Consider the following 25,550-nt stretch of genomic DNA (forward strand, 5'->3'; position numbering starts at 1 on the left):
CTCCTTTAGAACACCATCTGGGCCGCTACGCGGAACACCATGGGCGTTTCATCATCATCCGGTTGCCCGCTGAACAGGGAACCAGTCTGAAAGGGAACTGTTGTCGGGCCGGGGAAGATGACCGCGCCGGCCTGGCTGGCATCCCCAAGATCGTAATAACTCGACACTTCCACCTTGAGGGCCAGGCTATCGGCCACATCGGTACGCACGCCGAAGGTCCAGCTTTTCTGGTGGGTAGCCTGGGTGTTGTAGAGGAAAGCCGCGGCGGGATCATCACGCACTTCGTCGTAGCCGCTGTCTTCCACTGTGGCCCAGGTGACATAGGGAGTGACCGCGGCAATGCGGTAGCCCAGGGTGGTGTAGTAAGCCTCGTTGGAAGCGCCCCAACTATTGGTAAAGGTCACTTCGGCACGCTCTGCCATGAACAGCAGACTGCCATTGTCGTACTGGAACCCGATGCCGTTGAAGTAGGCATACTCGCCTTCCACATCGTAGGGGGTTGGCCCACCGAACTGACTGGACAGATCCAGGTTGGCCTCGGCCCCGGCATAGCTCAGCCAGGTGGAGAGATTGCCCCAGTTGGAACCCAGATTGATGCCAACGATATCGCGCATGGAAAATTCCAGCCCGCCCAGGTTCGCCTGTACGGCACCGTGATAGGCATTGAGGAGATGGCTGATGTTGCCGGTATCGAAGCGGTAGCTCACATCCACCCCATCCATGGTGCGCACCGGCGCCAGGTTGTAGACCTCCGGCGGGAGGGACACCCAGGGATAGGCGTAGCCCACGGTGTAGTACTGGGAATGCATATACAGGGGAATCACCAGACGGCCACCCCGCACCGTCAGTGCAGGCGTCAGGTCATAAGCCAGATAGGCCCATTCTGCATCCACGTCATAATCTTCTGCCCCTTCCGCCAGCAACTGCACGGTGCCGGACAACTTGTCGGTGACGTTGGCGGTGATCTGCAGGCCTGCAGAAGAGAGGGACCGGTAATCCACTTCCTTATCGGTACCGCGGTAGCTCAGTTCGTTACCGGCGGCATCCTTGATGTTATTGGTGGCGGCGGCGGCCATGTTGATATAGCCGCTGATGCTGAGGTCGATGGGGGAAACAGACTTCTGTTCACTGAGGCGGGCAGACAGTGCCTCAATCTTGGCGTCCTGTTCCGCCAGGCGGCGCTCCAGGTCTTCATCGGCAGCCATGGCAGGCAGGCAGGCACCTCCGGCCACAATGGCAAACGCCACGTTGACTGGCTTCATAAACGCTCCTTGTTGTCTCCAACCGATTCCTTCGGTTGTTAAAAAACTCTCTCCCTATCATAACCCAAGGGCAAGCCCAATCGGTTAACAGGCAGCGTTTTCCGGACCAAAGTCACTGCCGCATTTATCGACAGACAGCATTCAGGCAGGAGACAAGTGGTACTTATGGAATTTCAATTAATGGAATATGCTTATAACCAATACATTATGGCACTAGTGTGCAGATATTCCCATCCCCTCTATTGCACCGAAAATGCGCAATCTTTATACACCATGGCATCAGAAGCCGTCCTGTAAATCATTGAGCTGCAAGTATATACACCCCTTAAATGCATCTGTTGTCATATTTTACTGAACTACAGGGTTTATATATTTTTCTTGATCCAGATCATGGCGAGCTGAGTGCAATCTGAAAAGATGACACCAGAGAAGGAACGTCTCTTCGCCAGGAACACAACCACAGAGGGTTACCATGTCCAAACGCTACCTCCTTGTTGCCGCGGCGGCCTTGCCGGCCATGGCATCGGCCTTGCCGGTACCTTATATTAGCCCCACCCATGTCTTTTCTCAAGCCGATGTGACTGCCGGCTTTGACGGCACCCTGGCGGGTGACGACAGCACTGTGATCTGCGGCGACGATGACGTCTGCCCCACCGACGCTGAGCAGCCGCTGGTGGACAAGTCAGGCACCACCCTTTACCCGGTAGATTCGGAGTTTGGCTATATCGTCAGTGACTTTGTGGGCGCGGCCCAGAAAAGCCGCGATGGTGACTATGGTGAAGGCTTTGTCGGCAACCATACCGACGGAGATGGCAGCGGCCTGATGGTGGCGAATGCACCCACGGTGGAATTCCGTGCCGGCCCGAACCGCGGTACCTGGTGCTCGGGAATGGGAGGCACCTCGGTAAAATGTTCCAGCGAACACTTTGTGGTGATGGAGCATGTGCTCACCTGCCACGAAACTGTGCCCTACGCATACGCGGACCCGGCCACCGGCGATCAGGCCGACCTGATTGATCCGGAAACCCAGACCGTTATTGGCACCTGTGGCGACGGCGATGCCCTGCTCGACACCACTCTGAATGTGGTGGAAAACAACCTGCCCGGCGACACCCTGCTGACCAGCATGGACCAGCTGGCCCCCAACGAAAGCACTGTGCGTGAAGATATTGCCCTGGGCGATGATTACTCCATCACCAAGAAGGACGACGGCAAGCCCCTGTACCGCTGGGGCGACATGGTGAAACGCCCCAACGACATTCGCCTTTATGCCAGCCTGCCTCTGCCCGCGGCCTGGAAGCAGAAAGACCTGGGCGGAAATTACACTGCCTATACGGTGCTGGATGCCAAGCTGCATGTACGGCACATGATCACCAACAACCCCAACGACCAGATTCGTCCCGAGGATATGGAGAACGAGGCCGCTACCGGTATTCTGCCGGAATATGCCGAAGTCTCCGGTAACTGGCAGTCCAGCAAGGACTGCTACGAAGGCGATGGTGACTACATCCCTGCCGGCACCATTCTGCGCAACAGCGGCTTCACCGATGTCAGCGCGTTTTCTGCCGATCTGCAGGACGGCCTGACCAATGCCTGGTACACCAGCCTGGATCGGGACCCTTTCGATGGCGTGCTGGACTCAGCGGAATCCGGCCCGCGCTGGCGCCTCAAATCCAACAAGTTCGGCCAGGATATTCCCAGCCTGGAAATCCCCACCGATGAATGCACCCAGCCCCCCTTCATTGGCGGCACCGAGCGCTATGAAGTGGGCACCGTGGTGACCACCACTATTGACCTGCTGGACTGGGAGGGTATCTCACCGCTGAAGACTTCAATTGGCTGGGTGGACCAGACCCAGAACGACATCAATCTGGAGCAGGAAGGCAATCCAGCTATTTCCGTGAATGGCACGCCGCTGACCGAAGACTTCGATCTCGCCATCTATATCAAAGGGGACTCCAAGAGCACCGTCATTTATGACGCCTGGCTCGAGATCACCTGGGACGATGGCATCACCGTCCCCCTCCCCTAACTGGCGCGGCTAAAAGGATTACGACATGACTGTACGCAAGCAAACTTCGATTTATGCGCTGTCACTGGCCGCAGCTTTTTCTGCCCAGCCGGTAATGGCCGATCTTCAGCAACACTCCCAGACTCACCGGTTCAGCATTGCCGATGTGATCGGCGGCTTTGACGGTTCCCTGGCCGCAGACGATGCCACCATCATCTGTGATGACGAGGCGCCCTGTGCCACTGACACCATCATCGACCAGAAAACCGGCGCCACCCTGTACCCGATCGACAGTGAGTTCGGTTATCAGGTAGCAGACTTCGTGGGCGCGGCCCAGAAAACCCGCGACAACGATTACGCCGAAGGCTGGGTGGCAGACTACACCGACCCGGAAGCCGGTGATGGCCTGATTGTTTCCAATGCCGCCACCGACACCTTCAAGGTGGGCAAACCGTTGGGTACCTGGTGTGCAGGGCTGGGTGGCGAAAGCGTGAAATGCTCCACGGAACATTACGTGACCATGGAACATATCTTCACCTGTAACGAGACTGTGCCCTACTTCTATGCCGATCCGCTTACCGGCGTGCAGCAGGACATCCTCGATCCGGAAACCGGGCTGGTGATCGACAACTGTGGCAATGCTGGCATGGATGACAGCCTGAACATTCTCGCCAACGGTATAGCCGGTGATCTACTCACCAGTATGGATCAGTTGCTACCCAACGAATCCACCGTGCGTAATGACATTGCCACCGGTGACAGCTATTCCATCACCAAGAAGGACGATGGCAAACCACTGTATCGCTGGGGCAACTTGGTGAAGCGTCCCAACGACATTCGCCTGTACGCGCAAATGCCACTGCCTGCCGAGTGGAAGGCCGAAGGGGCCAACTACCGACTGGTGTTGGCGACCCTGGAAATTACTCACTGGATCACCAACAACCCCAACGACCAGATCCGTCCTGAAGACATGGAAAACGAAGGGGCCACCGGTGAACTACCGGATTACTACGAGTCCGGGGAGTACTGGTACGCCATTCGCGATTGCTACGAAGGCGACGGGGATTTCATTCCGGCCGGTACCGTGCTGCGCAATGGCAACTTCACCGCACCGTCTGCGTTCTCTGCCGATCTGCAGGAAGGCCTGACCAACGCCTGGTACACCAGCACGGATCGTGATCCGTTCCTGGACAGTGACAGCTGCGACTCCGGCCCACGCTGGCGCCTCAAGTCCAACAAGTTTGGTCAGGATATTCCCGGTCTGGAAATTCCAGCCGAGAACTGTTCTGCGCCGCCGTTCAGCAGCAGCAACATCAAGTATGAAGTAGGCATGCTCACCACCACCACCATTGACCTGCTGGACTGGGAAGACGGTATCTATTCTCCCCTGATGGATACCCAGGCCTGGGTGGACAGCACGCTCAACGACATCAATCTGGAAAAAGCCGGCAATGCGGCGTTGTCCGTTAACGGCCTGCCCATGTCGGAGGATTTCGATCTGGCGGTTTATGTGAAAGGCGACCGCAAGGCTACGGCCCTGTTCGATGCCAACCTGAACATTGTCTGGGATGATACGCCAAATGCAGCCGTGATTGGCCTGACGGAAATGGACACTGTGGACGATGGCAGTACAGACGGCGACACCACCTCTCCTGCCCGGATTGTCGTGCTGGAGTCTGACGATGATGGCATCGGCAGCGGCACCCCGGCGCTGCTGGCACTGCTGAGCCTGTTGATGTTCCGGCGCCGTCGGCACTGAGGAAGGAAGCGGATGAGATTGATGATACCAGGGCTTGCCCCTGCCACCCTGGCCCGGGCAGTGATGCTGACATCACTCTGCGGGCTGGCACTGGCGGGGCAACCCGCCTTTGCCAAGGGCGCCCAGCATGGCGATCCCAGCCGGGCCCGCCTGACGCCCCTGCAATCGCAGATGTCACCGCTGTATCAGGCGGTACTGAGTAACGACACAGCCGGGGCCGTCGCTCTCATTGGACACATCAGCAGCCCGGCTCAACTGAACGAGGCGGATCATCAGGGGGTCACTCCGCTGATGATCAGCAGCGCCTCCGGTAATGTGGAACTGATTCAGGCGCTGCTGGAAGCCGGCGCCAGTGTCCACAAACGCAACAGCCTGGGGCAGACCGCCCTGTTCCCGGCCATCCGTACCGGTAGCCGCGAGGTAGTAACCCTGCTGCTGGCAAAAGGCGCCGATCCCGGCGTAGTGGACAGCAACGGGGTCTCGCCCTTGCATCTGGCAGCCAACCAGGGCGATCAGTCACTGGTAGACCAGCTGGTTGCCGCCGGTGCCGACCCTGCGGTGAAAGATCCGGACGGCCGCACCCTGCTGCACCTGTCAGCGGAGGCGGGATCGCTGTCGCTGCTCAAGCAAGGCAAGACGGCCGGTCTGGACGTCAACCAGGCGGACAACTTCGGCGTCACCCCGCTGCTTTATGCGGCTCATTATGGCTGTCTGGACTGTGTCCGCTTCCTGCTGGATGCCGGCGCCACCGCCAGCAACCGCATGAAGGATGGCAACAATGTGCTGCTGCTGGCCGTGAAGCAGGGCCATCAAGAACTGGCAGCCTGGCTGCTGGAACATGGGGAGTCGGCCAGGGTTAAAAATACTGGCGGCGTGACTGCACTGATGATGGCCGCCAGCAATGGCGACCAGGCCACCGTGCAAGCGTTGTTGAAGCACAATGCCGAGGCTGATGCGCGCAGCAGCACAGGCTGGAGCGCCCTGGCTTATGCCGCCATCAAAGGCCGTGTGGATGTAATCCAGCAACTGCTCAAAGCCGGTGCCAATGCCAATATCAGCGATCAGCATGGTGTTACTCCGCTGATGCTGGCGGCCTCCGCCAATCAGGTGGATACCATGCAGGCCCTGCTGAATGGCGGCGCCAAACGGGACAAGACCAATCAGCAGCAATTCAGCGCCCTGATGACTGCCGCCACTGCCGGCAGCACCGAGGCGGTAAACTTCCTGTTACAGGCTGGCGCCGCTGTGGATGCCGAGGACAGCCGCGGGCAAACCGCGTTGATCTGGGCGGCGGCGCGCAATCGTCCGGACACCGTGGAAGCGCTGGTTGCTGCCGGAGCCGATCTGGAACACGGTGACGAGAAACAGCGCACCGCGCTGATGGCTGCTGCCGCTGCCGGCGCACTGCCGACGGTGAAGGTTCTACTGGACGCCGGCGCCAATGTGGCCCATCAGGATGCCGACGGCAAGCTGGCCATTGATCATGCCCGCCAGGCGGACAAGAGCGCCGTGGTCAAACAGCTCCAGCAAGCCGCTAGCTGATCCTCCCGCACCCTGGCGGAGGTGGGCTCTCGCCCATTTCCGCCCTACCCCCCTTTTGCTGCCCTCCGGTGCCCTGTGCGTTCCTGTTTTTTCAGGAGCGGTGGGTCCACCGTGATTTTGGTTTCGATCTTGATGTGGGAACGTAGCGTAGCGAAGTAACGCACGGAGTGCGGCCCTAGGGTGAGCGAAGCGAATAACTTGCCAGCAAACGAAGCCCCCCCCCCCAACCGCGAGCAAAACCGCTTCCCGTGCAGATCCGCTACCACCGTTCGGTTCTCCCGGTTTTGCATGCCGCGTGTTGCGTGATGCGGCCGCGGAGCGGCCCCAAAAAAAGGGCCGGAAAATCCGGCCCGTCTCCTTGCTAGCGCAAACCTTCTCGCTATTCCTTTTCGCCGTAGGCCCGGCCTTTGAGTTCCACCCGGCGGTTGAGCGGTTGCCCGACACCGGGGTGCTCTTCGTACTTGGGCTGCCGGTCGCCCATCCCCACCACCGTAAGGCGGCTTTCTTCAATACCGAACAACTTGACCAGGATGACCTTCACCGCATCGGCCCGGTCTTCGGAAAGCTTCTGGTTGTAGTCATCACCACCAAGACAATCACAATGGCCGGTAATGAAGCCTTCGCTACCTTCATAGGTATTGAGGAATTCCGCAAACTGGCGAATTTCATCCCAGTAATCCTGATCCACCGCGTTGCTGCCTTCTTCAAAGCGCACTTCAACATCAATTTCGGCGGGCCCAGTGGGGGCCGGCTTTTCCACATATTCGGTGCGCACTTCGGTGCGAGTAATCACCACCGGATCCGGCGGCGTGAGCTTGTAGTTAAGGCCCACGGACACGCCCCAGTCACTGACATGATCGTACTCGGCAGTAAGCGACAAATTACGGGTGATCGGCTTGATCATGCCCACAAACAATCCCAGATGTTCCTCTTCCTTGGGCTGCAGATCCACACGTTCACCCAGGAAGCTGCCTTCCACATTGACGCGCTGATCGGTGTGGTAAAGACCGTAATACACCGACAGGGGTTTCATGTTGTGCTGGGCGATGATGCCAGCACTCAGCTCTTCCCAATCACTGACGTCGATGGCTGCAGTGTTATTGCTACCACTGACTTCATATCCGGAATAACGGGTGTATTGCAGGAAGGGGCCCAACAGCGTGCTGTCCTTACGCAGGAATTCACCACGCACACTCAGGGAGCCGAAAGCATCCCCGGAAGAGGACAGGCTTCGGGCATCACTCCCCGGGTTGGTTTCATATTCACTGAAGCCCAGCCGGGTAACCACTTCCCAGCGATCGTGAAAGGCCAGTGCCATGATGCCAAAGGGGCCCTGATGACGCAGGTCGCCGATCAGGTCGTCGCCCTGATCGGTACCGGTATGCCACTGACTCTGATCGGCATAGTAGTGCGCTCCCAGCGACCAGTCCCAGGCTTTATCCGTCGTTCTCAGCGGCCCGATTTCCATTGCGTGGGTCGCTGACACCAACCCCATCATCCCCAGCAAAACGCATTTTTTCATCCCGTAACCCCATCCCTTACCTTGTTCAGTCATCTTCTGTATTTTCCCTCTGGCGCCAACCAGAGATTAATCAGGCTTCTGCTTCAAGGCAGAACAAATTCAAGTTCACTGAGCACTTCCGCGGTGGGCGGCTGACTGGCCGCCATGGTCTGGAAGTGATCAATCCATTCGTGATCGCCCCGGGTGCTGTCCACAAAGGTGGGCCGCACAGTTTGATAGAACAGTGTGGCCTGCACCGACAAGCCGGACAGGCCGCTGCCCAGTGGCAGCTGGTAGTGCACCGTGTCGCTACCGGCGACAAAGTCACCATCACCGGCCACGCCATGGGGCTGGATTGCATCCTCTGCCGTGGCGATATTGAAACCGGCAGGGAGGATGCGGTTGTCTTTCAGATGCTCATCCGCATAGAGCAGCACCTGGGTTATGGCACCGTCAGAAGCCCCCATGACCGCCTCATAAATCGGCACGTCGGTAACGGTCGTTACCTGATCCACATGGGGCTGGTAGCAGGGTGCGCTGTCAAACCCGGCCGGTTTTTTCACGGCGAGACAGGCCTCGCTGGTAAAAACGGTATCCACAGCCAACCGCCCTGCCTCATCCGGGTAACCGCTTTCAAAGACGATATTGTCGGCTGCATCGGTAACCCGCACCGCCAACCAGGCCCGTCGGGACGGGAAGCTGGTGGGAAACTTGTGGCCACCGTGATTACTCACCGTGAGATCAAACGACAGAGTATCGCCGCTGTAATCCTGCCCACTGACCGTCAGCTGGGCCGAGGCCTTGAGGAAAGCCCGGGTACCTTCCGCCTTGGCGGCCATCTCCCCCGGCGCCGACACCTCAGCCAGTCCCAGCTCCTCCCGCCAGGTTTCCATCAGATCCAGCAGCCAGGCGTTACCGCCCACCATTTCATGGCGGTAGAACGGGGTCCGTTCCGGCCAGCCTGTATTCACCTCGCCATTCTGTTTCACCGCAATGCGGGTCATAAAGGCATCCGCCATGCGCCCCATGTGGCAATCCTGACAGCTTTGCTCCGCTGGCCCGCCCACCGCATAGTCACTGTTCAGCCATTCGCGATACGGGGTTTGTTCCGGAAAGTCTTCGCCGGTGGGCAGATCCGTCGCCACATCCACCGTGGGGGTGAACAAGTCATGGCAGCTGGCACACAGCTCTGATGACTGCGTCTGCAAGCCATATTCCGGGGAATAGATCGTCTGGTTCTCCATGGCGTTGGTGACCGGGCTCTGATAGGGCCCGTAGATGACCGGGTCTGTGTCATCAGCAATGTGAAAGCTGCCGGAATCCACCTCACCCGCCAGCACCTGATCATCAATCTGGTGACACAGCGTACAGCTGATGCCTTCGCGGGCATGGGGATCGACCACTGCGCTGTCGGCACGGTAACAGCCATCCGCCAGCACACAATCGTCCATGCTCAGACTGGTGCCGGTCTGATGGGCATGGGTGCGAGCCATGGGCGCATGGCAGGTGAGGCATTTATCTTCGATAAAGCCAGCCAACGCCGGAAACTGCTCGGCTTCGGCCTTCATACGGGCACGGAAGAACGGGTCGGTGAAGGCATTGGCCATTACCGAACTGCGCCAGCCAGTGTAGGGGCTGATGTCTTCCCCACTGGGGCTGGGCTGGGTATTACTGAGGGGATGCGGCGCACGCATTACCGCCGGCGTATCGCCAGGGGCACTGGCGCGATGACAGTCACCACAGCTGGAGGCGGAGCTGAATACGCCGGTAACGGGCCAGTCCAATACCTGGGACTCAAGAAAGCGCGCATCAGAAACCGGATTGCTATCAGGAACCGCCACTGGCGAGGTGCTACTGCTGTCTGTGCAGGCTGATGCCAGGAACCCGAGCACTATTACCAGCCACCACCCTGTTTTCACCATGCACTCTCCTCCTACGCTTTATTAAAGCGATTCAGGGAAAAATGGCATTGATCCATATCAACTCGATGACGCCCGAGATACAGCTCGTCGGGAAATCTGGACAGGTGTACACAGGCGGTCTTACTCTGGAGAAAAGTGCGCAGGCCTAACAAGGACTTACGTACTATTTCCGGCCCCGGCAGTGATCAGGCCGGCTTCCTTGATCAGGACAAGTATTACGTTCAGATGGGTTTGCGTACTGATTGCGTACACCCGTTGGTATCCAGTAGCAGAGGGGGTGGATACTCGAATAACCGCTGTCAGCGATATCCTTACCGGAAGGGGCCGACAGCCAACAACATAACGACGCTACAAACACCTCAAATAACGACAATGAAAGAGGAAATGCTATGCGCCAACCCGTAGCAACGGAGCAGGGAAACTCTCCGTCCATCTGGTCTCGACTGAGCACCATCACCGACTATTTTGCCTGGCCCTTGCGCACTTCCCATTACCTGGAGCTGGTGAATCCGCTATGGACCACCCACAAGATGCAGGCCCGGGTGGTGAAGGTCTGGGATGAAACCAAGGATGCCCGCACCATTACCCTGCGCCCGGGAATGAACTGGCGAGGCCATCGGGCCGGCCAGCATGTTCGCGTCGGCATTCCCGCCAACGGCAAGCATTACACCCGCACCTATACCATTTCCTCACCGCCGGAACGCAGTGACGACTGCTTCACCATCACCGTAAAGGCCATCGACAAGGGCACCATTTCCCACCACATTGTGCGCAACATCAAGGTCGGCGATTACCTGCCGATTGGTTTGCCGCAGGGGGATTTCTATCTGCCCGACGCCAACCCGATCCAGCCCCTGTTTATCACCGCCGGCAGCGGCATTACTCCCGCCTTCAGCATGATCAGCAGCCTGATTGCCCAGGGGCGTTTGCCGGACACCCACCACCTGCACTACTCGCCCCACGAGTTTGATGTGGTGCTGGGCAAGCAGTTGAAAGAGATGGATGCCAAACATGAGCGCTATAACCTGCACCTGCTCTATACCCAGGAAGGCAAGGATCAGCATTTTTCTGAAGCCCAGTTGAGCGCCCTGTGCCCGGACTGGAAAGAACGTGACGTCTACGCCTGTGGTCCCCCTTCCCTGCTGGAGGCTCTGGAGAGCTGTTTTGAACAGGCTGGTTGCAGCCGTAATCTTCACATTGAACGCTTCCGCGCCCCGTTCACTGAAATCCCCAAGGATGCTGTTGGCGGCAAGGTGCGCTTTGCCCAGAGCGGCGTGGATACCGAAGGCGACAGCGACACTCCGCTGCTGAAAGTGGCCGAGGATGCCGGCATGAATCCACCCCACGGTTGCCGTATGGGGATCTGCCACACCTGCAACACCACGCTGGTGTCCGGGTGTGTGCGCGACCTGCGCACCGGGGAAGTGTTGAACGAAGCCGGCAGCATTGTGCAGACCTGTATCTGCGCCGCCGCCGGTGATTGTGAACTGGATCTTTAAGGGGACCGCGATGAAGACCCATAAGTTGCCGGTCGACCTGACCGACGAACAGATTGAAGACTTTGGCCGTGAGCTGGATGCCATTCGCGATGAAATTTTTGATTCCCGCGGAGAAAGCGACCGCGCCTATATACTGAAAGTGATCAAGACCCAGCGTAGCCTGGCGCTGGGCGGACGTGTGGTGATCTATGCCTCCCTGTTCTTCATTCCCGCCTGGGGCCATGCGCTGGCCGCCTGGCCGGTGATGCTCACCTTGCTGGCACTGGGCACCTTCATGCTCGGCATCGCCAAGATTCTGGAAAACATGGAAATCGCCCACAATGTGCTGCACGCCCAGTGGGACTGGATGAAGGATCCTGAAATCCAGTCCAACACCTGGGAGTGGGACACCATGAGCCCGTCGGACCGCTGGATGCATTCCCATAACGTGGTGCATCACACCTGGACCAATGTGCTGGAGAAGGATCTGGATGTGGGCTACGGCATCATGCGCGTGACCCCCATGCAGAAATGGAAACCCGCCTACCTGCTACAGCCGGTGTATTTCATTCTGCTGATGTTGTTGTTCGAGGAAGGCGTGGCGCTGCATGAACAGGCCATTGATGATCACCTCAAGGGCAAGAACAAGCTGGCCGACTTCAAACCCTTGCTGAAACGAATCGGCTACAAGATCTGGCGTCAGGTGGCCAAGGACTACATCGCCTGGCCGCTGGCGGCAGCACTGGTGGCCATGCCCATTTCGCTGTTTGTGGATTTCTCGCCGCTGGCGGTGTTCGGCATCGTGGCCGGCGCCAATGCCATCGCCAACATCATGCGCAATATCTGGGCGTTCACGATCATCTTCTGTGGTCACTTCCCGGCAGGCGCGCATAACTTCACCCTGGAACAGGTGGAAGGAGAAACCCGCGCACGCTGGTATCTGCGTCAGTTGTTGGGGTCGTGCAACATCGAAGGTGGCAAGCTGTTCCATGTGTTGTCCGGCAACCTGTCTCACCAGATCGAGCATCACCTGTTCCCGGATATGTGCAGCAACCGCTACAAGGAAGCTTCACCCCGCGTGAGAGCATTGGCCGACCGCTACGGTCTGCCCTATAACAGCGCTTCCCTGTTCCGCCAGTTCGGCACCACCTGGCTGAAGAATATCCGGCTCGCCTTCCCCGGCGGCGGCGAGCCCTACCAGGGCAACCCAAGTCAGGCCCCCTCCACCTGACGCTCCAACCACGCGGCCTTCGGGCCGCGTTTTTTTGGGCCGCTCAGCGGCCGCAACAGGCAACACGCTTCACGCAGCAGGCGAACAACAAAATCTGCAGAACCGGAAATCTTTCTGTGGGAGTTCATGCTTGCATGACGATCCCAAGCCCTGGCGAGGAAAGCGCTTTGCCTGTGGCAAAGATTCCCGCTACGCGGGGATCGTCATGCAAGCATGGACTCCTACAAAGAAACTGCGGAGAACCCCTTCCCCTTTGCTATCTACCCAGCACTTTGAAGCGCTGGCGCAGGCGAAAGCCCTGGTTGTCGACCAAGGTAAGGGTGTGCCAGCCGGGATCGGCGGTGATGGCTTTTTCGTGGAAGTGACGAGTCTCGCCAAGGAAGGTGTCATCCAGGTGCCAGTACAGGGTGGCCGACGGGTTCTGGTGGACGGCACGGAACACTGCCCGGCCGAGGGTGCCACTGAGTTCGGTGGGGATGTAGATGGCGCTGCCGGCATGGGGATAGACCAGCGCCATGGGCGGTTCGCTTTGTAGCGCCAGGGCGCCGGCTACACAGTCCTTTCGCCAGCCGGGTAACGGCCGGTAATCGGGATGATGACGGCGGTAGAACCAGGCCTGGGCCGGTGGCAACACGAACCAGTCCCGGTGCTGCATGTTGGCCACCGGCTCACAGCCGCTGTGCACCCGCTGGCCATTGCTGTCCAGGTGGATGCGCTGATGATGGGGGGTGACGGTCTGGAAGTGGCTTTGTCTTGGCGCCAGCTGATCCCGGGTTGCGCACTGACCTCCTGCCAGATAGCCATCGTCGGCACAGACCTGCACGCTTTTCAATTCTGACAGGGGTGGCTCGGGCCAGGGGGCCGGGCCCAGCAAGCTGAATACATCCAGCATCAGGGGTGCTGCGGTCGCTGCGCCGCCCAGGCTCGGGGCCGGCTCACCATTGCCGTTGCCGGCCCACACCCCCACGGTATAGCGGCCATTGCTGCCTACCGCCCAGGCATCGCGCAGGCCATAGCTGGTGCCGGTTTTCCAGGCGATGGGCTGGCTGGAGCTGAACTGTCGCCATTGCCGGGCGGTGCCGGGGCGAGCCACCTCACGCAGGGCCTGCTGGGTAAGCCAGGCCGCACCGGGGCTGAGCATGAATAGTGGCGCCTCGCTGGAGGGGACCGAGCGGATAAGCGATGCCAGGGGTTGCGGTGTCCCGCCGCTGGCGGCGGCCATCAGCCGTGCGTAGATGGCAGTGATTTCATCCAGCCGCCCTTCCGCCCCGCCGAGGATCAGGGTCAGCCCGTAATCCTCTGCAGGGCGAAACAGGGTGGTCATGCCCATGCGCTGCAAGGCACTGTGAAAGCGCCCCCCCCCATAGGCACGCAGCATGCGCACCGCCGGAATGTTCAGGGACTGACTGAGTGCTTCATGGGCAGGTACCGCACCACGGTAGCCATGATCGTGGTTCTCGGGGCTGAACCCGCCGTAGTTGGTGGGCAGGTCCGGGATCAGGGTTTGCGGCAGAATCTGGCCATCATCCAGCATCAGCCCATAAAGCAGTGGCTTTAGAATACTGCCGGTGGAACGCGGTGAGGCGGCGATGTCCACGGCGGCACCATACTCCACCGGGTTGCCATGGGTAACATTACCCACGTAGGCGCGGGTCTGTTGTTGCTGGTGATCGATCACCACCACCGCCAGATTATGCACTCCTTCCCGTGCCAGCCTTTCCCCATGTTGCCGGGCCAGATCCTGCACGCGTTGCTGCAGGCTGGCATCCAGAGTGGTTTCGAGCAGTTTCCCGTTGCCGGCTTTCTCCAGGGTATTCATCAAATGCGGTGCCAAGGCCGGTAAGGGCCGCGGCGGTGCCGGCAAGGGTTCCAGCAGTGCCAGTTGCAGATCGCGATCATCCAGCTGGCCATTGTCGTGCAGGCGGACCAGCAAACGATCACGCTTGTCCCTGAGCCGCTCGCGATTGCGGCCGGGATGAATCCACGACGGGGCATTCGGCAGCACCGCCAGCAACGCCGCTTCCGCCCAGCTGAGGGCGTCCGGTTCACGCTGGAAATAACGCCATGACGCTGCGCGAAGGCCAACGGTGTTGCCACCAAACGGGGCGCGGCTGGCGTATTCAGTCAGAATCTCTGCCTTGCTGAAATGCCATTCCAGCTGCAGCGCCAGTGCCGCCTCTCTTGCCTTCTCGCTCAGGGTACGGGGAGGGTCATCCCGCAACAGGCGGGCCAGCTGCATGGTCAGAGTGGAGCCACCGCTGACCACCCTGCCCGCGTTCAGGTTGAGCCAGGCAGCCCGGCCGATGGCCAGCGGATCGATGCCCGGATGCCAGGCAAAGCGCTTATCCTCGAATTCCAGCAGCGCCAACCGGTACTTGTCCGGCACCCGGGCCACGGGCACGAAACGCCATTGTTGATCCGCCGCAATGCGGGCATCCAGCATGCGGCCATGCCGGTCCAGCATCAGGGTGGCGTAGGGAGTCGTTTGCAGCCGTTCGGGCAGCGGCAGAACCTGGACAAGGGCGAGCAACACCAGCACCGGTATCAGCAACAAAACAAGGGCAGAACGCCGGCGAAAAGACATGTTACCGTGGTGCTCCGTCGACTGGGCGAGTTCCGGTGAGGGTTGCTCTGGCGAATATAGCAAAAAGGTCACAATTCGCCTAAATCCGGTTAACCCTCCCCGCCTGAGTCTGGCGCAGAATGCTGTTTACGCCTTGCGGCGTTTGGCTCTATTTCCCCAACCCGTATAACGACAAGGGACTGCTACATGGACACGTTGCAACACTTCTACATCAACGGCCAGTGGGCCACGCCTTCTGCCGGCTGCACCCAACACGACATCATCAACCCGGCCACAGAAGAGTCGGTGGGTTCGCTGCCCATGGCAGACGCGGCCGATATTGATGCCGCCATCGCGGCTGCCCACGCGGCCTTCCCGGCCTGGAGCGAAACGCCGCTGGAAACCCGTCTTGGCTACCTGGAAAAGATCCTCGGCCTGTATCAGGAAAAACTCCCCGAGATGGCCCAGGCCATCAGCCAGGAAATGGGCGCGCCGATTGGTCTGGCCACCAACCTGCAGGCACCGGTGGGCATGATGCATATCGCCAACAACCTGGAAGTGGCGCGTAACTTCACCTTCGAGGAACCCCACGGTTCGTCCATTATTCGCCACGAACCGGCTGGCGTATGCGCCCTGATCACGCCGTGGAACTGGCCCATGAACCAGGTCATGTGCAAGCTGGCGCCGGCGCTGGCGGTGGGTTGTACCGTGGTGCTCAAGCCCAGTGAATTTGCCGCCCTGTCTGCCAATGTGCTGGCGCAGATCATCGACGCAGCCGGCCTGCCTGCCGGGGTGGTCAACATCGTTTATGGCGACGGTGCCAAGGTGGGCCCGCAGCTGTCCTCCGATCCGCGCATTGATGTGGTTTCCCTGACCGGTTCCACCCGGGCCGGGATTTCCGTGAGCCAGGAAGCGGCCACCACCATCAAGCGTGTGTCACTGGAGTTGGGTGGCAAGTCGGCCAATATCCTGCTGCCGGATTGTGATCTGGAAGCGGCTGTCACCCATGGCGTGCGCGCCATGATGAACAACACCGGGCAGAGCTGTAATGCGCCGTCGCGCATGCTGGTGCCGGCGGACAAGCTGGCCGAAGCGGAAGCCATTGCCGCCAATGTCTGCCAGACCATCAAGGTGGGCGACACCACCGACGAAGCCACCGAGATAGGCCCCATTGCCAACGGCCGCCAGTACCAGCGTGTGCTGTCGCTGATTGAGCAAGGCGTGAAGGAAGGTGCCAAACTGGTGTGTGGCGGCACTGAACGGCCTGCTGGCCTGGACAAGGGCTACTATGTGCAGCCCACCGTGTTCAGTGAAGCCAACAACGACATGACCATCGCCCGTGAAGAGATCTTCGGCCCGGTGCTGACCATGATCCCCTATCAGGAACTGGACGAGGCCGTGGCCATTGCCAATGACACCGTGTATGGCCTTTCCGGTTATGTGTTTGGTGAACCGGAACTGGCCCGCTCCGTGGCTAACCGCCTGCGCACCGGCAACGTCCACCTGAATGGCGCGGCACCGGATTTCACCGCGGCGTTCGGCGGCTACAAACAATCCGGCGTTGGCCGGGAATGGGGCAAATACGGCTTCGACGAATTCCTGGAGGTGAAAGCCCTGTTCCAGCCTGCCTGACCATCCACCGCTGACCGGCCACTACTTAGCGGTCACCATTGACCGGCCACCCTTTACCGGTCATTAGCGGACACAAAATAGACCATTTTGTGTACTGGCATTGGCGCCCCGCCCGGGGTGCCAATGCGCCAATTACCCCTCCCTCCTGAATTGACACCATCTTTACATTGATTAATGTCACATTAAGGCATTGAACGGTCGCCTTGACCGTGGACCAGGAGGATTTATGACAACAACAGCCACTACCACCATCAAGCAGAACGAGAAGAAGGCCGAGAAGGTACCACTGGGTGCCACGGTCAACATCCCGCCCCGTCGTCTGGACTTTGAGTTCGACGAGCAGACTGCCAAGCGTTACTTCTATGCGGACGACCCGTTCCTGAGTGCCTTCTGGATCACCCTCTCTACTCTTTTCCCGGAAGGGGAAGACTTCTTTGTGCAGGCGGTGCGCCACTATCGCAAGGACATCACCGACCCGACCCTGAAGGCGCAGGTGGCCGGCTTCATCGGTCAGGAAGCCATGCACAGCAAGGAACACGAAGCCTGGAACGAGCTGGGCCAGAAGTTCGGCTACCCCACCGAGAAACTGGACAAGACCCTGGGCAAGCTGCTGGGTGCGGTGAAGAAGTACACCCCGAAGATCTTCCAGCTGTCCGCCACGGTGAGCCTGGAGCATTACACCGCCATCATCGCCGAGCAGCTGCTGCGTGATGAATCCCACCGTGAACTGGCGGACCCGGAGACCCTGAAGCTGTGGCTGTGGCACGCGCTGGAAGAGAACGAGCACAAGACCGTGGCCTACGACGTTTACGAGAAGGTGAGCGGCAACTACCTGTTGCGTGCCGGCACCATGATCCCCACCACGGTCATTTTCTTTGCGGTGATCGGTGTGTTCCAGGCCCGGATGCTGGCCTCCGACGGCAAGCTGCTGGACCTGCGCAACAACTGGAAAGGGGTGAAATTCCTGTTTGGTCGCCAGGGCCTGTTCACCAAGCTGTGGCCGCAGTATCTGGATTTCTTCAAGCCGGGCTTCCATCCGTCCCAGCACGACACCGACGCCCTGCTGGACGAATGGCGCGAGCGTCTGTTCGGTGCCGAAGGCATGCTCACCGAGCAACATGAGCAGGCCAACCAGAAGAAGAAAAAGAAGCTGCATTAAAACAGCTTCGAGCTGTCAGCTTTCAGCTGCGAGGAAAAGCAAAACGGAAAGCCGCCTTTGGGCGGCTTTTTGTGTTTTGGGGATAAGGGCGAGTTTCGAGTTTCGAGTTTCGAGTTTCGAGTTTCGAGTTTCGAGTTTCGAGTTTCGAAAATCACAAGACAAAACCACCACGAACACCAATGGTTTTGCTCTTCGAAACTCGTGACTCGTCACTCGCCACTGAACCCGTTTGCTTCCTGTGCCAGCTCATGTACAACATCAGTAGCCACGGATGTCATACATGAAGCTTCTGCGTTTTTCTGTTCTTCCCCTGTTGTTACCGCTGGCGGCGTTTTCTGATGCGGTGTCGCTGGATCCGGTCATGGTGACCAGCACCCGCATGGAGCGTCCACTGGCCGATACGCCAGCAGCCCTCACGGTGCTGGACGGCGAAGCCGCCCAACAGGGACAGCCGCGCTTGCAACTGGATGAGAGCCTCAACCAGGTACCGGGGCTATTTGTGCAGAATCGCTATAACTTTGCCCAGGGGCTGCGGCTTTCCTCGCGGGGGTTTGGCTCACGGGCGCCGTTTGGGGTGCGCGGGCTGCGCCTGAACGTGGACGGTTTTCCGGAAACCCTGCCTGACGGCCAGTCCCAGCTGGACAGTATTGATCTGTTGACGGTGGGCAGTCTTGCCGTGCTGCGCGGCCCCAGTTCACTGTTCTACGGTAATGCCACCGGCGGGGTCGTCGACATCACCACCTTTGGCGCGCCCTGGACAGACTCGGCCAGTGCGACGATGATTGGTGGTGGCGACGGGTACCGGCAAGCCAATGTGCAGGCCCGCGGGCAGCGCCAGAAAGGTCACCATGGCTTTAGCCTCACTGCCCTGGAGTACGACGGGTATCGTGACCAGAGCGAGGTGCGTAAATACCAGCTCACGGCCCAGAGTGGCTGGCAACTGCCTGAAGCACGCTCCATGACTCTGCTACTCACCGCCATGGACACCCCCATGGCCAATGACCCCGGCGGGCTGACCCGGCAACAGGTGCGCGAGGATCCCGAGCAGGCAAGCCGGTTCGCGACACCACTGGATGCCGGCCAGAATGTGGACCAGCAGCGGCTCGGGCTGCATTACCGGGACGCGTCGCTGGGCAGCGGCATGCTCAATGCCCGCGCCTTTGTCAGCCAGCGGGACTTCCGCCAGCAGCTCCCCTTCCCCGGCAGCAGTCTGATCGATTATGACCGGCTGTTTTACGGTGCCCGGCTGGATTACACCCTGCCCTTCAACGCCTTTGCTCACCCTCATCGTTTGCTGTTGGGGCTGGATGCCGATCGGCAAGAGGATGCGCGGGGGCGCCGGGCAGTCAACACCGACGGGGACGTGACGGCATTGACTGCAGACGAAGATCAGCACGCCACCGCCACCGGCGTGTTCCTGCAACTGGACAGCCACCTGACGCCGCAGCTGATGCTGACCCTGGGCGCCCGTGGCGACCGGCTGAGAATGACCATTGAGGATCACCTGCTCGCTGATGGCGACGACAGCGGTCGCCGCGAGTTCGACGAGATGAGCTACAGTGCCGGCGTTGCCTGGCGGGTCAGCGAGCCCCATACGCTCTACAGCACGGTCAGCTCGGCATTTGAAAGCCCCACCTTTACCGAACTGGCCAACCCATCCGGCGCGGGCGGTTTCAACCCGGCGCTGGAACCGCAGACTGCACTGAACATGGAACTGGGCGCGCGGGGCGCACTGACAGAGCGGCTGTTCTACGAAGCCGCCCTGTTCCGCGTCGACGTGGAAGATGAAATCACCCCTTACGAACTGGGCGGGCGCACCTTTTACCAGAATGCCGGCGAAACCCGCCGCGACGGTATCGAACTGGGACTGGAGCATGCCACCACGGATCAGCTTACCCTGTCCCTGTCATGGACCTGGTCGGATTTTCGCTTCCAGGAGTTTGTTGATACCCAGCAGAACGAGGATGTCAGCGGCAATCGCTTGCCCGGCCTTCCCGAGCATCACCTTTACGGGCAGGCAGAATGGCAGGCCGATTCCGGTTTTTTCGCCGCCGTTGAAGGGCTATTCAGTTCCCATCGCTATGCGGAGAACAGCAATGTCACCCGGGTGGGCAGCGAGATGATCGTGAATCTTCGGCTGGGCCGGGAATGGCAGCGTCCGCAGCAGACCCTGACGCTGTTTACCGGCATCACCAACCTGCTGGATCGGGAGTACATCAGCAACCTGCGCATCAATGCCAACAGTGATCGGCCAGTGGCGGCGCGAGGGTATTTTGAGCCTGGGCCGGGTGCCGGGTTTTATGCCGGGTTGACCGTCGGCTGGTGACGGCAACCCTTATGCTGCGAAGCCAGGTTTGTGTTGCGTGAAGCGCGATGCAGCCGCAGAGCGGCCCCAAAAAAGCCGCCCCGAAAGGGGCGGCAAGGGTGCAGGACAGATAACTGGAGAGATCAGTTTGAATCAGAAGAAGCCCAGCGGGTTGATGTCGTAGCTCACCAGCAGGTTCTTGGTTTGCTGGTAGTGCTCCAATGCCACCTTGTGGGTTTCACGGCCGACCCCGGATTTCTTGTAGCCACCGAAGGCCGCATGGGCGGGATAGGCGTGGTAGCAGTTGGTCCAGACACGGCCCGCCTGAATGCCGCGGCCCATGCGGAAGGCCACATTCATGTCGCGGCTCCACACGCCGGCGCCAAGACCGAACTCGGTGTCGTTGGCGATGGCCAGCGCTTCTTCCTCATCCTTGAAGGTGGTGACACTCACTACCGGACCAAAGATTTCTTCCTGGAACACGCGCATCTTGTTGTGGCCCTGCAGCAGGGTCGGCTGGATATAGAAACCCTTGCTGTAATCACCACCCAGTGACTCGCTGTCGCCACCTGCCAGCACCGTGGCACCCTCCTCGCGGGCGATCTCCATGTAGGACATGATCTTGTCGAACTGTTCCTGGGATGCCTGGGCGCCCACCTGCACATCGGTGTCCAGCGGGTTTCCACGCTTGATGGTGCTCATGCGCTTGAGTACCCGACCGATGAAGTCGTCGTACATGCTTTCCTGGATCAGTGCACGGGACGGACAGGTACAGACTTCGCCCTGGTTGAAGAACGCCAGCACCAGACCTTCCACCGCCTTGTCGATGAACTGCTCTTCCGCATTCATGATGTCGGCGAAGTAGATGTTGGGGGACTTGCCACCCAGCTCCACAGTGGACGGAATGATGTTTTCCGCGGCGCACTTGAGAATGTGGGAACCGACCGGGGTGGAGCCGGTGAAGGCGATCTTGGCAATACGCTTGCTGGTGGCCAGCGCCTGGCCGGCTTCGATGCCGTAACCATTGACGATGTTCAATACGCCCGGTGGCAGCAAGTCACCAATCACCTCAATCACTTTGAGAATGGAGGCCGGCGTCTGCTCGGCAGGCTTGAGCACCACGCAGTTACCCGCCGCCAGCGCCGGACCCAGTTTCCAGGCGGCCATCAGGATCGGGAAATTCCAGGGGATGATCTGCCCCACCACGCCCAGCGGTTCGTGGAAATGGTAGGCCACGGTGTTGGCATCCAGGTCAGCCGCGGTGCCTTCCTGGGCCCGCAGGCAGCCAGCAAAATAACGGAAGTGATCCACCGCCAGCGGGATATCGGCATTGAGGGTTTCCCGCACCGCCTTGCCGTTATCCCAGGTTTCTGCCACCGCCAGCATTTCCAGATTCTGTTCCAGCCGATCGGCGATCTTGAGCAGGATGTTGCTGCGTTCGGTGACCGAGGTCTTGCCCCAGGCCGGCGCTGCGCGGTGCGCCGCATCCAGAGCCAGGTCGATATCTTCGGCGGTGGAGCGAGCCACCTGGCAGAATACGTTGCCATTAACGGGACTAACGTTGTCGAAATAAGCCCCTTTGACCGGCGCCACCCACTCGCCGCCGATGTAGTTGTCGTAACGTTCGCTGAACGCTACCACTGAACCTTCACTGCCCGGGTTTGCGTAAATCATGGCCTGATCCTCATTCCAATGTTGGTCACGCTCGTCTCTTTGTGGACGGGCTCTGGAATCAGGTTAGGCCTGTGGGGCTCACGCCCGCATGCGACTAAAGATGTAATTTTCTCCGCTTTTGGTATTGGGTACCGGGCATCCGGTCATGCCACCGGCGACTCATCCGTTGCGGTTGTGAGCAAACTGTTGCAGCGCCATTTTCAGCTTCAGGGGTTTGAGCGGTTTATAGACTTGCAGATAGCCGTTGCGGGCGCAGCGTTTTTTCAGGTCGGCACTGCGGTCGGCGGTCACCAGAATGACCGGCAGGGGCTCAGCGCGACCATCGTTGATAAACCGCGCCACGGTGATGCCGTCATCGGTGTCCGGGTCCAGGTGGTAGTCCATCAGCAGCACATCGGCGTCATCCCGGGAGGTATCCACCCTGGCTCGCAGAGCCGCCAGGGAGTTCGCCACCACCACGTCACAGCCCCACCCTTCCAGCAAGGTCTGCATGCCCAGGCAGATGGCTTCGTCGTTATCCACCACCCAGGTGCGCAGCCCCGCCAGCGACTGGCCGGCCAGTTCATCGGCCGATAGCCTGCGGGTGACATAGTCCGATGGTTGCGCCACGGGCATGGCCAGACTGAAGCGTGAACCTTTCCCCGGGGTAGAGGTGACCGATAGCGGATGAGCGAGGATCTGACTGATCTTGTCAACGATGGCCAGGCCCAGCCCCAGGCCACGTTCGTGGAAACGCGACGCCTGTTTGCCGCGTTTGAATTCCTCGAAAATTTCCGTGATCTGATCTTCCCGGATACCGATACCGGTATCTGCCACCACCACTTCCAGTTGGCCGTCACGGCGTCGGCAGCCCAGCAGGATACTGCCGCTATGGGTATAACGAATGGCATTGGAAAGCAGGTTGCGCATGATGCGACTGAGTAACTGGGGGTCACTGCGCACCAACATTTCGGTGGGCACATAACGCAGCCGCAAGCCCTTCTGCTCGGCCTGCTGGCGAAACTCTTCCGCCAGCACATCGAGCAGATTACGAACCGGGAACACTCCCACTTCGGCGCTCACCACGCCGGCATCCAGCCGGGAGGCATCCGACAGGGTGGTGATCAGGGATTCCAGATCGCGCAACGCGGTGCTGATGTGAGAAAGCTGAAAGGCACTGCGCTCATCGGCGTTATCCTGCAGAGCACTGGTAAACAGGCGGGCGGCGTTCAGGGGCTGCATCAGATCATGGCTGACGGCGGCCACAAAACGGGTCTTGGACAGGTTTGCCTGCTCGGCTTTTTCGCGAGCCTCGCGCAGCTGTTGCTCAACCTTGCGGCGCTCTTCGATTTCCGCCAGTAGCTGCTGGTTCACTTCCCGTAATGCCTGGGTGCGCTCGCGCACCTGTTCCGCCAGCACCACCGAATGCTGAAACGCCCCGTAAGGGGCCGTAGGCGTCATGTTGCTGGACTCCACCCGTTCGATCAGGGCATCGCAGATGCGCCTGAGACGGGTGTTTTCTGCCATCAGCCGTGCCTCATGCAACTCCCAGGGGGAATCCGCCGGTTTGTCAGAGCCGTTGTTTTCGTCCAATGACCACTCCGGTAAAGGTGTGATTGAGGTGCATGCCATCCACATGCTCGCCATAGGTGCTGAAGCCGATCACGCCGTGACGGCGCAACAGGGCTGATGCCTCGTGCACCCTTCCCTCTGCTTCCAGCTGGGTATAGCGCAGGCAGCAATCACAGCCCAGAGTCAGCCAGGGGGGGCCGAGACGGGATTCGATAGCGCCCAGCTTTTTGTCCAGATCGTCAAGAATGGAGCCAGTGTCCATCGCCGTGAGCACAATGCCGTTTTCCACGGCGCAATAGAAAGACAGACTCATGTCCGGATTCACTCGCTGGATGGCGCGGGCGTAATAACGGCCGTTGATGCGCACTGCCAGCGGCGAACAGGCAAACGTCACATCATCCAGCTGCTCCACCGGCACGCCGACCAGTCGGGCATAGGCTTCGGCTGCCGGTTCAGCATTGAGCGTCAGCACCCGGCGCTGGTCCGGGTCGCAATCTGTCACCACCAGCTTCTCGGTTTGTGGCAGCAGGTGATGGGTACTGAGCACCTCAAAATCCAGTCGGGTGGAGACCATCAACACAATCGCTGCGTCACGACAGAAACGGCCATTGCTGTACACATAGGTACCGCTGAGCCGATATTCATCGCCAGCAGAACCGCCAAAACAGCTAATGCTGCCAAGCACCGCATTGAGGGTGGTCAGCACCATTTCCTCACTGACCGACAGGCCATCCATCAGGGTCAGCACAAAGGTGTTGTTGGTGTTGGGCACCCCGGCCACACCATCGCTGCACTCCATAAACAGGCTGTCGGTGAGCTGCTGGGCATCGCTCAGCTCAAAGCGATCCAGTTGTTCAATCAGACGCTGGCCCACGGTGAAAAAGCGGGTATCGAAACCGATGGCGACAATGGAACCGTGATCGTAGCCCTGGGCGGTGATTTCACCACAGGAGGTACAGCCGGACATGGGGATATCGCCGAAGCGGCTTTTCAGGGCATCGGCCAGACGATCCAGATCGTATTCCACGGAGCAGAAGAACAGCACGAACCCCAGATTGGTGTGCAGCAGGTTGCTCGCCAACTCAGTGGCGGCGGTCTGTTCATCGCTGGCGGTGCTAAACGTGGTCAGCACCGCATTGGCAGGAGCTGCATTCATGTCGCTCGCTTCTCTGTTTTTTATTCTGGCGCTGATTCATTCAGCGCATGACTAACCGAAGTGTGCGTATCCCGACGGACCACATAAAGCGGTTTGCCGTTGCGGTTTGGTTATCGTCAGCGCTGCCCGGCCCGTTTCTGATACGCACTGAAATCCACTTCACTGGCGATCAGAATCGCCTGCACCCGGTTGGTGGCACCCAGCTTGCGCAGGATGGCAGAGACATGGGCCTTCACGGTGCTCTCGGCAATATTCATTTCCCAGGCAATGACCTTGTTGGACTCGCCATGTGTCATGCGCTCGAATACTTGTAGCTGCTTGCGGGTCAGGCTCTCGAGGACTTCCGGTAACAAGGGGTTGTCAGCGCGGGATGACTCGCTGCTGTTATTGGCGCGAATGATATCCGAGGGCAAATAGACTGAACCTGCAAGGATCTGCTCCAGGGCACTGATCATCTGTTTTCGCGGGGAAGACTTGGTGATGAAGCCCACCGCGCCACAGGTCACCGCTTGCAGGATGGTGTTCTTGTCTTCCTCTGCTGAAACGATCACCGCAGGTACCGTGGGAAACTGGTTACGCAGCTGCACCAGTCCCTGAAGGCCATGCATACCGGGCATGTTCAGATCCAGCACCACCAGATCAATATCCTCGTTGTCGGACACCATCTGCAGGGTCGACGCCAGATCCGCCGCTTCCAGCAAGGTGCTGCCGGGAAAACCATCGTCTATCACCCTTGCCATGGCCTCGCGAAACAGGGGGTGATCATCTGCAATCAGGATCTGGTACATGGACGCTCCTGATGTT

At 59.5% G+C, this 25,550-nt stretch carries 16 protein-coding genes; 8 read left to right on the forward strand and 8 right to left on the reverse strand.

Annotation, left to right across the window (positions count from 1 at the left end):
- Positions 1-5: 5 nt before the first annotated feature.
- Positions 6-1,262, reverse strand: a complete 1,257-nt coding sequence (locus MWU49_RS08855) for a hypothetical protein (RefSeq protein WP_246970840.1) — start codon at positions 1,260-1,262, stop codon at positions 6-8.
- Positions 1,263-1,734: 472 nt separating this feature from the next.
- Here MWU49_RS08855 and MWU49_RS08860 point away from each other — a divergent pair, with 472 nt between their 5' ends.
- The 3 genes from MWU49_RS08860 to MWU49_RS08870 are packed head-to-tail and all read left to right on the forward strand — an operon-like array spanning position 1,735 to position 6,574.
- Complete coding sequence (locus MWU49_RS08860) at positions 1,735-3,294, forward strand: hypothetical protein (RefSeq protein ID WP_246970842.1); 1,560 nt, start codon at positions 1,735-1,737, stop codon at positions 3,292-3,294.
- A gap of 25 nt (positions 3,295-3,319) precedes the next feature.
- Positions 3,320-5,032 carry a hypothetical protein gene (locus MWU49_RS08865; RefSeq protein ID WP_246970844.1) on the forward strand — a complete coding sequence of 571 codons (1,713 nt, stop codon included), beginning with the start codon at positions 3,320-3,322 and terminating at the stop codon, positions 5,030-5,032.
- A gap of 12 nt (positions 5,033-5,044) precedes the next feature.
- Positions 5,045-6,574: an ankyrin repeat domain-containing protein gene (locus MWU49_RS08870; protein ID WP_246970846.1), complete on the forward strand. Its 1,530-nt coding sequence runs from the start codon at positions 5,045-5,047 to the stop codon at positions 6,572-6,574.
- Between the two features lie 379 nt (positions 6,575-6,953).
- Here MWU49_RS08870 and MWU49_RS08875 read toward each other — a convergent pair whose 3' ends face one another.
- Both MWU49_RS08875 and MWU49_RS08880 read right to left on the reverse strand, forming a co-directional pair.
- Positions 6,954-8,096, reverse strand: coding sequence for an OmpA family protein (locus MWU49_RS08875; protein WP_246970848.1), 1,143 nt, complete (start codon positions 8,094-8,096; stop codon positions 6,954-6,956).
- Positions 8,097-8,179: 83 nt separating this feature from the next.
- Positions 8,180-9,997: a hypothetical protein gene (locus tag MWU49_RS08880; protein ID WP_246970851.1), complete on the reverse strand. Its 1,818-nt coding sequence runs from the start codon at positions 9,995-9,997 to the stop codon at positions 8,180-8,182.
- 389 nt (positions 9,998-10,386) lie between these two features.
- On the opposite strand from MWU49_RS08880, the gene MWU49_RS08885 reads away from it, so the two are divergent.
- Both MWU49_RS08885 and MWU49_RS08890 read left to right on the forward strand, forming a co-directional pair.
- A complete protein-coding gene (locus tag MWU49_RS08885; RefSeq protein ID WP_246970854.1) occupies positions 10,387-11,496 on the forward strand; it encodes a ferredoxin reductase in 1,110 nt (369 codons plus the stop codon).
- A gap of 10 nt (positions 11,497-11,506) precedes the next feature.
- A complete protein-coding gene (locus MWU49_RS08890) occupies positions 11,507-12,706 on the forward strand; it encodes an acyl-CoA desaturase (RefSeq protein ID WP_246970857.1) in 1,200 nt (399 codons plus the stop codon).
- A gap of 256 nt (positions 12,707-12,962) precedes the next feature.
- Here the strand turns inward: MWU49_RS08890 and pbpC are convergent, their stop codons facing one another.
- Positions 12,963-15,290: a penicillin-binding protein 1C gene (gene pbpC, locus MWU49_RS08895; protein ID WP_246970860.1), complete on the reverse strand. Its 2,328-nt coding sequence runs from the start codon at positions 15,288-15,290 to the stop codon at positions 12,963-12,965.
- A 186-nt stretch (positions 15,291-15,476) separates the two neighbouring features.
- On the opposite strand from pbpC, the gene MWU49_RS08900 reads away from it, so the two are divergent.
- From MWU49_RS08900 to MWU49_RS08910, 3 genes are all read left to right on the forward strand, one after another.
- Positions 15,477-16,901, forward strand: a complete 1,425-nt coding sequence (locus MWU49_RS08900) for an aldehyde dehydrogenase family protein (RefSeq protein WP_246970863.1) — start codon at positions 15,477-15,479, stop codon at positions 16,899-16,901.
- 226 nt (positions 16,902-17,127) lie between these two features.
- Entirely contained in the window at positions 17,128-18,060 is a 933-nt protein-coding gene (locus MWU49_RS08905) for a metal-dependent hydrolase (RefSeq protein ID WP_246970866.1), read from the forward strand.
- Between the two features lie 280 nt (positions 18,061-18,340).
- Entirely contained in the window at positions 18,341-20,386 is a 2,046-nt protein-coding gene (locus MWU49_RS08910) for a TonB-dependent receptor (protein WP_246970869.1), read from the forward strand.
- 132 nt (positions 20,387-20,518) lie between these two features.
- Here the strand turns inward: MWU49_RS08910 and MWU49_RS08915 are convergent, their stop codons facing one another.
- From MWU49_RS08915 to MWU49_RS08930, 4 genes are all read right to left on the reverse strand, one after another.
- Entirely contained in the window at positions 20,519-22,039 is a 1,521-nt protein-coding gene (locus MWU49_RS08915; RefSeq protein WP_246970872.1) for an aldehyde dehydrogenase family protein, read from the reverse strand.
- A 159-nt stretch (positions 22,040-22,198) separates the two neighbouring features.
- Positions 22,199-23,611, reverse strand: a complete 1,413-nt coding sequence (locus MWU49_RS08920; protein ID WP_246970875.1) for a NahK/ErcS family hybrid sensor histidine kinase/response regulator — start codon at positions 23,609-23,611, stop codon at positions 22,199-22,201.
- Positions 23,589-24,746 (reverse strand): nitric oxide-sensing protein NosP, encoded by a 1,158-nt coding sequence (nosP, locus tag MWU49_RS08925; RefSeq protein ID WP_246970877.1) that lies wholly within the window; start codon positions 24,744-24,746, stop codon positions 23,589-23,591. The genes MWU49_RS08920 and nosP overlap by 23 nt, the downstream gene beginning before the upstream one ends.
- A gap of 116 nt (positions 24,747-24,862) precedes the next feature.
- A complete protein-coding gene (locus MWU49_RS08930) occupies positions 24,863-25,534 on the reverse strand; it encodes a response regulator transcription factor (RefSeq protein WP_246970879.1) in 672 nt (223 codons plus the stop codon).
- Between the last annotated feature and the right edge of the window lie 16 nt (positions 25,535-25,550).

This window comes from Alcanivorax sp. S6407 (genome assembly GCF_023016115.1).
Lineage (GTDB): Bacteria > Pseudomonadota > Gammaproteobacteria > Pseudomonadales > Alcanivoracaceae > Alcanivorax.

Excerpts from the sequence above, each read along its gene's own strand:
- MWU49_RS08875 (WP_246970848.1), bottom strand. The coding sequence starts at position 8,096 with ATGAAAAAATGCGTTTTGCTGGGGATGATGGGGTTGGTGTCAGCGACC.
- MWU49_RS08870 (WP_246970846.1), top strand. The coding sequence starts at position 5,045 with ATGAGATTGATGATACCAGGGCTTGCCCCTGCCACCCTGGCCCGGGCA.
- nosP (WP_246970877.1), bottom strand. The coding sequence starts at position 24,746 with ATGAATGCAGCTCCTGCCAATGCGGTGCTGACCACGTTTAGCACCGCC.
- MWU49_RS08860 (WP_246970842.1), top strand. The coding sequence starts at position 1,735 with ATGTCCAAACGCTACCTCCTTGTTGCCGCGGCGGCCTTGCCGGCCATG.
- MWU49_RS08900 (WP_246970863.1), top strand. The coding sequence starts at position 15,477 with ATGGACACGTTGCAACACTTCTACATCAACGGCCAGTGGGCCACGCCT.
- MWU49_RS08905 (WP_246970866.1), top strand. The coding sequence starts at position 17,128 with ATGACAACAACAGCCACTACCACCATCAAGCAGAACGAGAAGAAGGCC.
- MWU49_RS08915 (WP_246970872.1), bottom strand. The coding sequence starts at position 22,039 with ATGATTTACGCAAACCCGGGCAGTGAAGGTTCAGTGGTAGCGTTCAGC.
- MWU49_RS08910 (WP_246970869.1), top strand. The coding sequence starts at position 18,341 with ATGAAGCTTCTGCGTTTTTCTGTTCTTCCCCTGTTGTTACCGCTGGCG.
- MWU49_RS08890 (WP_246970857.1), top strand. The coding sequence starts at position 11,507 with ATGAAGACCCATAAGTTGCCGGTCGACCTGACCGACGAACAGATTGAA.
- MWU49_RS08930 (WP_246970879.1), bottom strand. The coding sequence starts at position 25,534 with ATGTACCAGATCCTGATTGCAGATGATCACCCCCTGTTTCGCGAGGCC.
- MWU49_RS08855 (WP_246970840.1), bottom strand. The coding sequence starts at position 1,262 with ATGAAGCCAGTCAACGTGGCGTTTGCCATTGTGGCCGGAGGTGCCTGC.
- MWU49_RS08865 (WP_246970844.1), top strand. The coding sequence starts at position 3,320 with ATGACTGTACGCAAGCAAACTTCGATTTATGCGCTGTCACTGGCCGCA.
- MWU49_RS08885 (WP_246970854.1), top strand. The coding sequence starts at position 10,387 with ATGCGCCAACCCGTAGCAACGGAGCAGGGAAACTCTCCGTCCATCTGG.
- pbpC (WP_246970860.1), bottom strand. The coding sequence starts at position 15,290 with ATGTCTTTTCGCCGGCGTTCTGCCCTTGTTTTGTTGCTGATACCGGTG.
- MWU49_RS08880 (WP_246970851.1), bottom strand. The coding sequence starts at position 9,997 with ATGGTGAAAACAGGGTGGTGGCTGGTAATAGTGCTCGGGTTCCTGGCA.